Raw genomic sequence first — 13,436 nt, forward strand, 5'->3', positions numbered from 1 at the left:
TGGGAGAATGTCGCGATCGTCCGGCATCAGAACTGGCCGGGCGGAAGCTTGAAGATGTCGGGGCTCTTGGCGTCGGCGACGTAGAACAGCAGCAGGCTGGTCGGCGTCAGCACGCGGTTGTTCTCCTTGGTCTCGAACGTGCCCTGCAGCAGCAGGATCACCGAGCGATCCTTGGCGTCGCTGCCGCGGAACATCACGATGCCCCCGGCGACGGGCATGTTGACCGCGATGGAGTCGGGCTTGAAGCCCTCGCCCATGAAATGGGCGCGCAGGATGTTGGCGTTGGAGAACAGCTTTTCCGGCGTCATCGCCGCGTCGGTCCCCTTCGACCAGACCGCGCCGACCTGGATCAGCGACTTCGACTTGTAGCCGAACACGTAGGAGAGCTCGGCCGTGCCGCCGTTCGGCAGCAGCTCCGGCGCGGAGAGCAGCAGGCTTCGCGTCAGCTCGGACGCGTTGTCCTGGATCTTGATCGCGTCGGGCTTCGGGTTGAAGTCCTTGGCCATCGCGGCGCGGACGTCGGCCTCGTTCATACCGAACTTGGCGGAGCGGAAGCCGTCGATCGCCTTGATCTTGTCCTCAGCCGCTGGGTTTTCGGTTGCGGCCGCCGACGTCGCACCGGCGGCAACCGGTGTCCCGGCGGGAGCGGCTTTGGAGGCCGGTGCGGCCTTCTGCTTGGGCACGGCGCCCTGGGCCGCGACCGGCCCGACTGCAACGGAGGTGAGCAGGCCGACGAGGGCTGGAACGAGATAGATTTTGCGCATCGAAAACCTTCGAAACAACTTGAAAGAACGCTTCAAAAATCAGCGGCATCGAAATCGGCTTCTCCGAACAGTCTCGCAACCGGACGGAATTTGTTGCAGCGCCGCAAGGCGTTATTAAGCGTCACGGAGAAGACAAAGCTCGAAACAGCGACTCTCTGGCAGCAAAGCCATACGGTATCGGGCTGCCAAACGCTGCGAATGAACATTCACAAGCGCATTTTTTGATCAATTGTGGTCACCAGCCTTTCGCGTTATGCAACCGACTGGGGAAAGTTTGCGAAGCATTTCATGATCGAGCGGCCCGCTCGCGCCCACACTGTGCCGGCGGTCGCCCGCCGCGATGTCCTACGCCTTGCGGGCGCAGCGGCCGCGGGATGGATCGCGCTCGGCGCAACGGACGATCGCATGCGCATCGTCGGCTCGCTGACGGCATTGCCGCTCGACGACGAGCTGACCAGGCGAAGCATGATCGACAGCGCGACCTCGCGCCTGGGCGGCCTCATCGTCGGCTTGCGGCAGCGAGGCTGGGTCGAAGGCGTCAATTTCCGCCTCGAGCTCCGTTCGACCTTTGGCCCGCCGGAGCGGCTGAAGGCGGCGATCCAGGAGCTGCTCGACCTCAAGCCGGACGTCATCCTGACCGGCTCGACCGTCGAAACCGCAGCCGTCCTTGCCGCCACCAAGACCATCCCGATCGTGTTCGCCACCGCCAACGATCCCGTCGGCAACGGCTTCGTCCAAAGCCTCGCCCATCCCGGCGGCAACGTCACCGGCTTCACCAACAGCACCGCCGAGATGGGCGGCAAATGGCTTCAGCTGATCCGTGAGGCCGTGCCAGATGTCGCGCGGGTCGGCATCCTGTTCAACCCCGCGACCACGCCGCGCGGCGGGCGCTTCTTCCTCGAATCGATCGAACAGGAAGCCGCCGCATCCGGCGTGTCCGCGATCCCCGCGCCGGTCAACGCGCCCGCTGAGATCGACGACGCCGTCAGGCGCTTCTCCGAACCGCCCAAGGCCGCGATGGTGGCGCTGGTCGACAGCTTCCTCGTGGTCCACCGTAAGGCGGTCGTCGCGGCAGCCGACAAATACCGCGTGCCCACGATCTACCCGTTCCACTATTTCATGGATGTCGGAGGGCTGATGAGCTACGGGCCGACGCTCGAAGTGCGCTCGGCCGATTACGTCGACCTGATCCTGCGCGGCACCAAGGCCGGCGACCTTCCGGTGCAATCGCCGCGGAAATACGAGCTCTTGATCAACCGCACGGTCGCCCGTGCGCTGGGACTGACAATCCCCTTCCCGCTGCTCGCGCGCGCCGACGAGATCCGCGAGTGAGCGAGACGGCCGACCAGGGACATCTGCGGACGCCTCCGGGCCGGCTGTTCAGGAAATATCTCTACTCGATCGTCGCCCTCGCCTTTGCCGCGCTCGCCATCAACACCGGTTTCGACGTCTGGTTCTCCTATCGCGAGCAGAAGCAGCTGCTGGCGGCGACCCAGCGCGAGCAGGCCGCAAGCGCGGCCATTCAGATCGGCCAGTTCGTCGGCCAGATCGAGAACCAGATCAGATGGCTCTCCCGCCTGCCCCCGGAGCTGGCCACCAACGAGGACGAACGGCTGAACGCCATCCGCCTCCTGCGCCTCTCGCCCGCGATCGCGGAGATCGCCCAGCTCGACGCCCGAGGCCGGGAGCAGGTGCGCGTCTCGCGTCGCGTCGCCGACAGGATCGGCAGCAACGCCGACCTCTCCGCTTCGCCCGCCTTCCGCGGCGCCAATGAAAGCCGGGCCTATTACGGCCCCGTCTACTTCTTCGGCGACACCGAGCCGTTCATGACGCTCGCCACGCGCGGCACCGGCCGCGCTCCGGATGTGATCGTCGCCGAGGTCAATCTGCGCTTCATCTGGGACCTCGTCACCGGGATCAGGGTCGGCAACACCGGCAAGGCCTATGTGGTCGACCGCATGGGCGTGTTGATCGCGCATCCCGATCTGTGGCGGGCGCTGCAGCGGAGCGATCTCTCCGGCCATGCCGACGTGCGCGCCGCGCTCGACGGCGTCGGGCCGCCATCGGCCGGCCTCGTCAAGGAGGATCTGTCCGGCCAGCGCGTGCTGTCGACCTATGCGACGGTGCCCTCGCTCGGCTGGCTGGTGTTCGTCGAACTGCCGCTCACCGAAGCCTACGCGCCGATCTATGCGTCGATCGGGCGCTCGACGTTCCTCCTCGTCATGCTGCTCGCCGGTGCGGTGCTGGTTTCGCTCTTTCTCAGCCGGCGCATGACCGTGCCGATCCAGATCCTGACGCAAGGCGCGAAGCGGATCGGCAGCGGCGATCTCGACGCGCGGCTCGCGATCAAGACCGGTGACGAGCTGGAGGCGCTCGGCGACCAGTTCAACCGGATGGCCGCGCATTTGCGGGAGTCCTACGCCACGCTCGAGCGCAAGGTGGTCGAGCGGACCTCCGAGCTCGAGAAGGCGCGCGATCATGCGCTGGCCGAGCACGACGCCGCCGAGCGCGCGCGCAGCGCGGCCGTCGCGGCCAATGAGACCAAGTCGCGCTTCCTCGCCGTCGTCAGCCACGAGCTGCGGACGCCGCTGAACGGCGTGATGGGCATGCTGCAATTGCTGAATGACGGCGGCCTCGACGAGACCCAACGGCGCCATCTCGCCACCGCGGCCGCATCGGGCGAGACGCTGATCGCGCTGGTCGATGCGGTGCTCGAATATGCCCGCCTGGAGGCCAGCACCGAAACGCTGGAGACGCGCGACTTCCGGCTCGACCAGCTCATCGAGGCCGCGGCCGATCTGCTGCGTCCGCAGGCCATCGGCAAGGGGCTGACCTTCGATCTCGCCTGCGATGCCGCGGTCAACACCGCCGTGCACGGCGATCCCGTCAGGCTCAACCGCATCCTGCTCAACCTGATCGGCAACGGGATCAAGTTCACCCCCAGCGGCGGGATCGCCTTGAGCGCGACGGCCGAGCGGCACGATGATCACGTCCTGCTGCGCATCAGCGTTCGCGACACCGGCATCGGCATCGCACCCGACCTGCACGAGCGGATCTTCGAGGATTTCGTCCAGGCCGACGACAGCATCGCGCGTCGCTTCGGCGGCACCGGCCTGGGTCTCGCGATCGCGCGCCGCCTCACCCGCCTGATGCGCGGCGAGCTGACGGTCGAGAGCGCGCCGGGCGCAGGAAGCACGTTCACTCTTGAAGTGCCGCTTGTTCTGGCGGCGAGCGGCATCGCGCAAGGTGCGCCTGCCTCGCCGTCGCGGCCGCTCCGCGTGCTCTTGGTCGACGACGACCCCGTCAATTGCGAGGTCGGCGAAGCGATCCTGAAGCGGCTCGGCCATCGTGCCACGATCGCGAGGAACGGCACGTCCGCGATCGAGCTCGCCCGCGACCGAGTGTTCGACGTCATCCTGATGGACCTGCACATGCCCGATATGGACGGCGTGGAGGCGGCATCAAAGATCCGCAAGCTCGGTCTTGCCAGGATGCCGCGCATCATCGCCGTGACCGCCGACGTGTCCACCAATGCGCGCGAGCGGCTCGCCGGCGCAGGGATCGCCAAGGTCGTGAGCAAGCCGATCCTGATCAACGCGCTGCGGGAGGCGATCGAGGATGAGCGCCAGGCCGAGCCAGCAGCGACGCCACTCGCTGCGGACGAATTGATCGACCAGTCCTTTCTCGACGACCAGCGCGAGTTGCTCGGCGCTGCGCAAATCGACAAGCTCCACCATCTGCTGGGCGAGACAAGCGCAAGGCTGATCGACGACATCACCAGGGCGGCAGCGACCGGCGATCACACGCAGCTCGCACGATCCGCGCACCAGCTCGGCAGCGCGGCGAGTGCGCTCGGCCTCGTCCGCCTGTTCGAGCGCTGCCGCGATGTCGAGCTGGCGGCGGCCGCGATGGCCCCTGCCGATCTCGAAGGTGCTGCGCGCGAACTCGCTGAGCTTCAGCAGGCGTCGGTGCAAGCGCTGAATGATCTGCTTGAACCTGCCGATCAGCGATCGGTCAGCTAGATTCGCTCAGGTTGGCGTTCTCAAGCGTCCAGCTGGCCGAGCGAAAGATCGATCCCACGACGCCAGCCCATTCTTCAGCAGGTCGCCCGGCCGGCAATGCGTTTCCGGCCGAGCCGACGCGCTTCCCAAGAGATAGACTAGCTTCGTGCGGGACCTGTCAGCATTCGCTGTCACGAGCCCGAAGTTTTTACGACCAACTTTATGTTTAGCAGGTTGACGCCCTTGAATGGGTTCGGCGCGCTTTCGATTGTGCCGGTGCCCGTTGCGTTCGCATAGGCACCAGTGCCCGACAGGATCGTGTATTCGCCCGTCGATTTGCCGTCCTTGGCCGATCCGGTGTAGCGCGCCGTAATCGAGCCTTCCTCGAACGTGTAAGTGCTATAGCCGAAGAAGGGGCCAGACCCTTTGAGCAGGTCCGAACTATTGACGAACTCTTTCACGCCGATACGGCCGTCGCTGAAGACGGCCACTCCGAAGAATTTCCCGGACACGACCGTCTGTCCTTCGACGTTTGCGGCCTCTATGACCTTGAGGTCAAGTGGCTTCGTGACCAGCTTGAACTCGAGCACTCGCTCACCGGCCACGGCGGTTGACGCCGCGACGGCCAATGCCACGCCAGAAAGGAAAAAGGTGAGAGACTTCCGCATAGCTTCCTCCTGCGCTTGTTGAAACCAAGTCGAGAAGTGCGGGCTACTCATCGTGCCAGGCTCTTCGCGGTGGCACGGAAGAGAGGCCCTCGGCAACGCCCGACAGCGGCTGAATTCTCTCTGTCCTGAGGCGCGCAATCGGGACGCGAATATGAGTCCCAAGCCACGGAAAGAAAGTTCAAGTTTCCGCTGCGGTATAATCGTATCTAACCGGGGTCTGTTCGAGCGGTGCCGCGAAGTGGAACTGGCTGAGGATTCGATGTCCCCCACCGAGTGCCAGAGTGCCGCCCGCGAACTCGCCGCACGTCGGCAGGCATCGATGAAAGCGCTAGACGACCTGCTTCTGCCAGCCGAGCAGCGCTCGGTCGGCTAGACCGTGTCCCTCATCGATCAGCGTGATCGAGGATTGCATGCGCGATGTCCAGCCGCTGGATAGGACATACGACGAAGGGGCGGCCGACATGGGAAGGAGGCGGTTAGCTTCCATCGGAGACGCTACTTGTCTTGAACCAAAGGCCAAACGCAGGTCGTCATACACAGCATGGCGGAGCCGATCGCGATGCCAACAAAACGCTCTAGCCCGGGGGTAATATCTGTGATCGGAGCCGGTCCCTGAACAAGGGTGACGAGAAGCCCGAGCGTGAACTGCGTTCCGAGATAGTTGATCTCCCGTCCGGTCTGAATTTGGTACCCGACCCACACGCCAACAGCGAGGGTGAGCACAGTTACCGGCAATCCCGTGCCGAACAGGCCAATAGAGACAAGAGCGACCGCGCTACCAAGCAGGCATCCGAGCGCCCTGTGGGCTATCCTCTCGTAGATCGTAGCGTATCGGCGATTCCCCACCGCGGTCGATGGGACGATCATGATGACGTACGATGTGATCGCAGTTTGTGAGAAATCCTCAATGCCGAACCACCGCCAGATGAGGGGAAGCAAGGCGACGGCCAGCGCCGCGCGTGTACAGTGTTCGAGCAGCAGCCAATGCTCTCGCAGCCAGTTCTCATTCAAAACATCATGCAGGCGTCCATACCAGAGCACGTCATGAGCATGTTGTTCCCTACGGCCTGCTCTATCCGAATACAGGCTTGCAACGAAAAGGCTTATGCCCGTTCCAACCGTAATCTCCGCCACCCGCGTGGCTGCGAAATGCACGACAGCGTCTGGCGAGGCAAGCGCCTCGGTGGTTACCATCCCGGCCGTAAGGCCAAAGAATAGCCATGCGTAGCCGTAGTTGGTCGTCAGCGACTGAAAGATGCCGATCCATGACACAATGAAGAGGAAAACCATCAACAGCAAAGGGTCATTCGCGGTCCCGGGCGCCAGCAGGAGTCCCAGTAGTGCTCCACCAGCGGTGCCCACGATGCGCATAAGTCCCCGCTCGAACGTCTCGGCGACGCTGCCACGCATCACCATGTAGCCGCTGAACGCCGCCCAGGAGAGATCATCAAGGTTGAGAACGGATGACGTTGCGACAGCGACCAACACCGACAGCACGCGTTTAGCTGCCTCTCTGGCGCGCGGGCCGCGAAGCTCGAGCGATTTGAGCTCACGTACCAGGGCTCGCGGTATGGGTCGCAGGACCGATATCAGGAGCGGCATCGTCAAGATTCTTCCAATCAGTAGATGACCAGGACGCGAGCGTCGACGCCCATGAAGAGCTGGTCGCTCCCAGGAGATTCGAGCAGCGTGAATCGAACTGGAATCCGTCGTTGCAGGCGGATCCAGTTCACCGTTGGAGATACGTAAGGGACGAGCGTCTCGCTCCCTCGCTGGCGACTGATGCCGTGCGCAACACCCTGGATGCGCGCGCGGTAGAGATGCCAGGGATTGCTGTCGAGCCAGATCCAGGCGGTGCCGCCGGGATGCAGGTGCCGTAGATAATATTCCTTGTAATTTGCAACGACGCGCCAGGCGTTTCCATCCACGATCGCAACCGCTGCTTGGCTCGTAGAAACCATGTCGCCGGTTTGAATGGCAAGATGCGTCACGTAACCATCGACGGGCGCCACAACTTTGGTGCGATCCAGGCGCCATTCGGCGAGAAGTCGTGCAGCGTGGGCCGATGAAACGGCAGCCTTGTCCAGGTTGAGCATCTCGTTCGCCTTCTGCAAGGCAGCTTCGGCGCCGTGTTGCTGGGCCGCGCTTTGCTCCTCGGCGGTACGCGTCGTCTCGAGGGCCTGGACGGAGATCGTACCGGACTGTGCAAGCGGCGTGTCACGGCGCAGATTTGCCGCGGCGAGCCTCTCGGCAGCACCCGCCGCTTCCTTCTGCGCCTGCAGAACCTGCAACTGTGCGCGGTCGACCGGCAGCTGAGCCTCAGTTCGCGCCTCCTCCGCGCACGCTTGCTCGACAGCCAATCTGAGCGGAACTGGATCGATGGTAAAAAGGAGTGTTCCTCGCTTCACCCATTCGTTGTCCTTCACAAGAACCGCTGCGATCGGACCCGTGACTTCCGGCGTGATCGACAGCACATCGGACGTGACGTATGCGTCGTCCGTGTAGGCGAACAGATAACCCGATATCCACCAGGCCAAGACAGCCACTGCAACGGCGAGGAGGAACAGCAGGGCGCGCCGGCGTCGCGAAGCAATGGGTGATCGATCAGATTCGGGTGTCGCCGACAGCGAAGTTGCGGCAAGCGGAAAACTTGGTTCTTTGGTCCTGACCGTCGGCTCAGGGATGGACTTGCCTTTCAGGATGACATTCAGGTTCTGGTCCAATTTCGATCGTCCAGGTCAATCACGCTCCCGATAAGGGATATTTGATTTCCGTCGACGTGCAGTCAAATATATAGGAAGGGCGATCTCGATAGCTTTTGGCACTGGCATGGAACTACGCCACATCCGCTATTTCCTCGCGGTTGCCGAGGAGAGAAATTTCACACGCGCCGCTGCGCGGGTTGGAATCGGGCAGCCGCCGCTGAGCCAGCAGATCAAGGATCTTGAGGCCGAAGTCGGGGCTGCGCTCTTCCATCGCATTCCCCAGGGTGCCGAACTGACCGAGGCAGGACGGGCCTTTCTGGAGAATGTGCAGGTCATTCCTATGCAGGCGGAGCGCGCCATTCGAGCCGCTCAAAGGGCTGCGCGGGGTCAAATCGGATCGCTCCGAGTGGGCTTTACCAACTCGGCCCCATTTAATCCTGTTGTCACCTCGACGATCCGATCGTTTCGCCGGGCTTATCCCGATGTGCATCTGACGCTGGAGGAGGCGAGTACATTCCGCCTCATTGCGGGCCTTCGGGAAGGCGAACTGGACGCGGTGTTCCTACGCCCCAATGAGGGCGAGGACGATCTGCAGTTTCGGCGTCTCTCCAGCGAGCCGATGCTCGTCGTATTGCCCGCAAGCCATCCGGAGGCGAAGTCGACCGAAATCGATCTTATCAGGCTGAAGGGAAATCCACTCATTCTGACGCCGCGCGGATCGGCGTGGGTTGACACCGTCATCGCGGCCTGTCGGCGGGCGGGCTTCGAGCCGACCCTCGGGCAGTCCGCGCCTCAGATCAGCTCTGTCGTCAGCCTGGTGGCAGCTGAGCTTGGCTTTTCGCTGGTACCGGCTTCGATGCGCCAGCTTCACGTCACCGGCGTCACCTATCGTGAGGTCAAAGGGGACTCTCCGATCGTGCGCCTGACTCTGGCGTTTCGGCGTGGCGAGACCTCGAAGATCGTCCGCAACTTCATTGCTCAGGCGGTGCGTGAAGTAGGACCGGAGCCGACAGATCTCAGCCCGACTCTTCCGCGCGGATCATTTCGGCCGGCCTGAGGCCGCCTCGTCCTCGCGGCTGAAACGTTCGACGAGAAAATCGATGAATAGCCGCACCTTCACTGAAAGATGCCGCGTTGGCGGATAGACCGCATAAAGCGAAAGCGGCGGCGCAGAATAGTCGTTCAGAACGGCGCGCAGCTCGCCCCTTCTCAACGCATCGGCAGCGATGAACTCCGGCAGCAGCGCCAGGCCCCTACCCCTGATCGCAACGTCGCGCAACACCTCCGCATTGTTCACGCAGAGCGACCAGGCCGGCTGGATCCAGTGATCGCCGTCGCTGCCTGTGAGCTTCCACTGGTTGCCGGTGAGCAGGAAGCCGTAGGTCAGCGAGGCGTGCTCGCGCAGAGCCTGCGGGTGCCTTGGCGTGCCGTGACGCGCGAGATAATCCGGCGAGGCACAGATCATGCGCGCCACCGGCATGATTTTTCGCGCGATCAGGCTGGAGGATTCGAGCTCCGCGATCCGCAAGGTCACGTCGAAGCCGTCCTGGACGGGATCGAGCAGATCGTCGCTGAGCACGATCTGGAGCTGGAGCTCCGGGTAACGCGCCATGAAATCGGCGAGCACCGGCCCGAGCCGCATCGTGCCGAACGACATCGGCGCGTTGACGCGGAGCAGTCCGCGCGGCGCCGACTGGGCCTGTGTCACCGCTTGGTCGGCCGCCTCGATCTCCGAGAGGATCACGACCGCGCGCTCGAAATAGCGCTGGCCGTTCTCGGTCGGGCTGGCGTGCCTTGTGGTCCGGTTCAGGAGCTGGACGCCGAGGCTCTCCTCGAGGTCGGCGATGTATTTGCTGATCGCGGAGCGCGACAGCCGCAGCTGGCGGCCGGCCTCGGCAAAGCTGCCGCTCTCGACCACTTTCACGAAGGCCCGCAGGCTGGCGACCTTATCCAAGGGCCGGCCTCGGCGATTGTTTCCAATTCGTAGACATAGCCGTCATATTTGCATGGATTGTCTCCAATCTAAAGCGGAACGATATTTCCGGCCAGAGCAAGACCACTTCCCTAATCTGGAGGACGACAATGTCTGGACTGCACCATGTCACCGCGATCGCCGGCGACCCCATCCGCAACTTCGGCTTCTACACGCGGGATCTCGGCCTGCGTTTCGTCAAGAAGACCGTCAATTTCGACGATCCCGGCACTTATCACTTCTATTACGGCGACGAGACCGGCCGCCCCGGCACCATCCTGACCTTCTTCCCCTGGGCGGGCGTTTCCGCAGGTCGCCGTGGCGTCGGCGAGACCCATCAGACCGCCTTCCGCGTGCCGCAACGCTCGCTCGGCTATTGGACGCAGCGCTTCACCGAGAAGGGCATTCGTTACGAGGCGCTGGAGAAGCGGTTTGGCGAGTCGGTGCTGCCATTCACCGATCCCGACGGCATGGCGCTCGCGCTGGTCGGCATTCCCGGTGCCGAGAACGAGCCCGGCTGGAGCAATGGCGACGTGCCGGCCGAGCATGCGATCCGTGGTTTCCATGGCGTGACCCTGCTGCTCGACAGCGCAGCGAAAACGGCTGCCGTCCTCACCGACGTGTTCGGCTTCAGGGAGACCGGACGCGAAGGCTCGGTGATCCGCTTCAAGGCGCCGGGCGATGCCCAAGGCAGCGTCGTCGACATCTATGAGGCCAAGGGTTTTCTGAGGGGACATCAGGGCGGCGGCTCGGTGCATCACATTGCCTTCCGTGCGGCTGATGATGCCGAGCAGGGCCAGATGGCGCAAAAGCTCGTGAGCAATCACGGCCTGCACCCGACCGAGCAGCGCGACCGCAACTACTTCCGCTCCATCTACTTCCGTGAGCCGGGCGGCGTGCTGTTCGAGATCGCGACCGACATCCCCGGCTTCGCGGTCGACGAACCCGTCGCGAGCCTCGGCCGCGACCTGAAGCTGCCTGTTTTCCTCGAACAGCATCGCAAGCAGATCGAGGGCGTTCTGCCGAACCTGGAAGAGACCGCGTCATGACCGAAACTGCATTCATCCATCGCTTCGAGCCCGCGACCACCGCGGGCTCTCCTCCACTCCTGCTGCTGCACGGGACCGGAGGCGACGAGAACGACCTGCTCGGGCTCGGCCGGATGATCTCATCCGGGTCCGCCCTGCTCTCGCCGCGCGGCCGCGTGCTCGAGCACGGCATGCCGCGCTTCTTCCGCCGTCTCGCCGAAGGCGTGTTCGACGAGGACGACGTCCGCCGCCGCGCGCGCGAGCTCGGCGAGTTCGTCGACGAGTCGCGGCAGCGCTATGGCATCGCCGCGCCCGTAGCGGTCGGTTTCTCCAACGGCGCCAACATCGCCGCGGCGCTGTTGCTGCTGGAGCCGGACGTGCTTGCCGGCGCAATCCTGCTGCGCGCCATGGTGCCGTTGTCGGATCCGCCGACAGCGAACCTTGGGGGCAAGCAGGTCCTGCTGTTGTCCGGGCAGGCCGATCCGATCGTACCGGCCAGCAACTCGGCAAAGCTTGCGGCCGTGCTCTCGCAAGCGGGCGCGCGCGTGACCCACAGAGTCCTGCCGGCGGGCCACCAATTGTCGCAAGCCGACGTAACGCTGGCCCGCGACTGGATCGGCAGCGTCGATGCCAAGGCCGCATGATCTGACGAGCAACGACAATGCGTAGGGTGGGTTAGCCTTGCGGCTGCGCAAAGCGCAGTTGGCAAGGCGTAACCCACCGCTCCGGTCATCGCGCAAAAGGAGATGGTGGGTTACGTCTCGCGGATGCGCTTCGCGCAGCCGCGAGCCTAACCCACCCTACGAAGCCGCCTCTCAGTCGAACCAGCCGCGCCGCTTGAACCAGATCAGCGGCAGCACGCCGCTGGCAATGATCGCGAGCCCAGCCAGCGGATAGCCGAACGTCCAGTCCAGCTCGGGCATGTGCTTGAAGTTCATGCCCCAGAAGCCGACCAAAATCGTGGGCGGCACGCCGACCACGGAGACGATCGTCAGGATCTTGAACAGCTCGTTCTGCTGGATGTTGATGAAGCCGAGCACTGCATCGAGCAACAGCTGGATCTTGTCGGACAGGCGCGTCTCGTAATCGCTGAGCGACGCCACGTCCTTCGACACGGCATGAAGGCGCGTCTTCGACCCGGCCGTGATCCACTCGCTCCCGACATCGCCGGCAAACGAGGCGACGCGGCCGACCCCGAGCAGGACATCGCGCGCCTTGGCCAATCGATCGGCGAGCTCGCCGATGTTCTCCAGCGCCTCACGCATCCTGCGGCTGGAACGGACCGGACGCTGGGTGCGGACGAGCCCGCCCCTAAAAACACCCCGCGAGAGCGTATCGACCCTGGCACCGAGATGCTCCAGCACGTCGGCGCCACGGTCGATCATGGCTTCTAGCAGGCTGGTGAACACGCACATGCCGTTCTCCAGGCTGTCATCGGAGCCGATGCGCTTGCCGATCTCGTCGAAGATCGGCAGCTCGGCAAACCGCACCGTGACCAGCACATGAGGGCCGATCACGAATCCCACCGGCGTGATCTCGGCCTCGCTGTCCTCCGTCAACCGCACCGCCGGCGAGCTGAGGTAGAGCGTACCGCGATCGTGGATCAGACGGCTCGACGCCTCGATCTCGCTGAGAGACTCTTCGGAGGGAATGCGGATGCCAAGCAGCCGCTCGACGAATTGCTTCTCCTCGTCGGTCGCATTCAGGAGATCGGCCCAGATGATCTCTGAGGGCATCTCCGCGCCGATGTTCCGCCAGTCGTCCGACGGCCATCTGTACAGTTTGAGCAAGAATAGAACTCCGTGGCGGCGGCTTCACGGGTGCATCCGGCCGCCATCCGAGGATTAACGCATGAAGGCTCCAAACGTTCGATGTCCCTGCGGCGCGGCTGCGTTCAGCTTCGGGCGAAGTCCGCATCCCGACCCAAGCGGACAGCGTGTCGGCGAATATCCGCTTAGGCCAGACGAGAACTTCATGGGAATGCGGGTGTTCGCGGACCGCGACACGGCCCGCGTTGATCGCAAAGATGTTGAAGCCGCCCAAATCAACCAAGGCTGATTGCTCGGTTCGTGACTCAGGTCCAAACCGTGATCTGTAAGGTGCATGTCAGCAACTGCGCTCATTATCTTCGGTGCGCCCACCTAGCCCATCAGGGCGTATCAGTTATAGCTTACGCCAACTTGTATCGAGGAGAGCTAGCGATCGTCCACACCGTCTCCATCGAGATGTGACCACAAGCAGCACATTTATTTGGTGATCAATATTCGGCGTGATTGGCTCGGGAGTGCTCAGGCGAGG

General features: G+C 63.7%; 11 protein-coding genes. 5 read left to right on the forward strand and 6 right to left on the reverse strand.

What is annotated here, in order from left to right; genetic code table 11:
* Nucleotides 1-26: 26 nt before the first annotated feature.
* Nucleotides 27-764 carry a hypothetical protein gene (locus tag SE91_RS19635; protein WP_061848758.1) on the reverse strand — a complete coding sequence of 246 codons (738 nt, stop codon included), beginning with the start codon at nt 762-764 and terminating at the stop codon, nt 27-29.
* A 288-nt stretch (nt 765-1,052) separates the two neighbouring features.
* On the opposite strand from SE91_RS19635, the gene SE91_RS19640 reads away from it, so the two are divergent.
* Nucleotides 1,053-2,096, forward strand: a complete 1,044-nt coding sequence (locus tag SE91_RS19640) for an ABC transporter substrate-binding protein (RefSeq protein WP_061851213.1) — start codon at nt 1,053-1,055, stop codon at nt 2,094-2,096.
* On the forward strand, nt 2,093-4,786 hold the full coding sequence (locus SE91_RS19645) for a hybrid sensor histidine kinase/response regulator (RefSeq protein WP_061848759.1): 2,694 nt from the start codon (nt 2,093-2,095) through the stop codon (nt 4,784-4,786). The genes SE91_RS19640 and SE91_RS19645 overlap by 4 nt, the downstream gene beginning before the upstream one ends.
* 170 nt (nt 4,787-4,956) lie before the next feature.
* On the opposite strand, the gene SE91_RS19650 is transcribed toward SE91_RS19645, so the two are convergent.
* The 3 genes from SE91_RS19650 to SE91_RS19660 form a co-directional block, all read right to left on the reverse strand.
* On the reverse strand, nt 4,957-5,433 hold the full coding sequence (locus SE91_RS19650; RefSeq protein ID WP_060735631.1) for a hypothetical protein: 477 nt from the start codon (nt 5,431-5,433) through the stop codon (nt 4,957-4,959).
* 495 nt (nt 5,434-5,928) lie between these two features.
* Nucleotides 5,929-7,035 carry an FUSC family protein gene (locus SE91_RS19655; RefSeq protein WP_061848760.1) on the reverse strand — a complete coding sequence of 369 codons (1,107 nt, stop codon included), beginning with the start codon at nt 7,033-7,035 and terminating at the stop codon, nt 5,929-5,931.
* Between the two features lie 17 nt (nt 7,036-7,052).
* Nucleotides 7,053-8,156, reverse strand: coding sequence for an HlyD family secretion protein (locus SE91_RS19660; protein ID WP_061848761.1), 1,104 nt, complete (start codon nt 8,154-8,156; stop codon nt 7,053-7,055).
* 106 nt (nt 8,157-8,262) lie between these two features.
* Between SE91_RS19660 and SE91_RS19665 the strand changes: the two genes are divergently transcribed.
* On the forward strand, nt 8,263-9,195 hold the full coding sequence (locus SE91_RS19665; RefSeq protein ID WP_082813764.1) for a LysR family transcriptional regulator: 933 nt from the start codon (nt 8,263-8,265) through the stop codon (nt 9,193-9,195).
* Here SE91_RS19665 and SE91_RS19670 read toward each other — a convergent pair.
* On the reverse strand, nt 9,178-10,092 hold the full coding sequence (locus tag SE91_RS19670) for a LysR family transcriptional regulator (RefSeq protein ID WP_061848762.1): 915 nt from the start codon (nt 10,090-10,092) through the stop codon (nt 9,178-9,180). The two genes, SE91_RS19665 and SE91_RS19670, sit on opposite strands and share 18 nt — an antisense overlap.
* A 128-nt stretch (nt 10,093-10,220) precedes the next feature.
* On the opposite strand from SE91_RS19670, the gene SE91_RS19675 reads away from it, so the two are divergent.
* Both SE91_RS19675 and SE91_RS19680 read left to right on the forward strand, forming a co-directional pair.
* The gene (locus SE91_RS19675; protein ID WP_061848763.1) at nt 10,221-11,159 is read left to right on the forward strand and encodes a ring-cleaving dioxygenase; all 939 of its coding nucleotides are present in this window, start codon (nt 10,221-10,223) and stop codon (nt 11,157-11,159) included.
* Complete coding sequence (locus SE91_RS19680; protein ID WP_061848764.1) at nt 11,156-11,782, forward strand: alpha/beta hydrolase; 627 nt, start codon at nt 11,156-11,158, stop codon at nt 11,780-11,782. The genes SE91_RS19675 and SE91_RS19680 overlap by 4 nt, the downstream gene beginning before the upstream one ends.
* Before the next feature lie 171 nt (nt 11,783-11,953).
* On the opposite strand, the gene SE91_RS19685 is transcribed toward SE91_RS19680, so the two are convergent.
* The gene (locus SE91_RS19685) at nt 11,954-12,928 is read right to left on the reverse strand and encodes a magnesium transporter CorA family protein (RefSeq protein ID WP_061848765.1); all 975 of its coding nucleotides are present in this window, start codon (nt 12,926-12,928) and stop codon (nt 11,954-11,956) included.
* Nucleotides 12,929-13,436 lie beyond the last annotated feature (508 nt).

Source organism: Bradyrhizobium sp. DOA1 (genome assembly GCF_001593325.1).
In the GTDB taxonomy this organism is placed as follows: Bacteria; Pseudomonadota; Alphaproteobacteria; order Rhizobiales; family Xanthobacteraceae; genus Bradyrhizobium.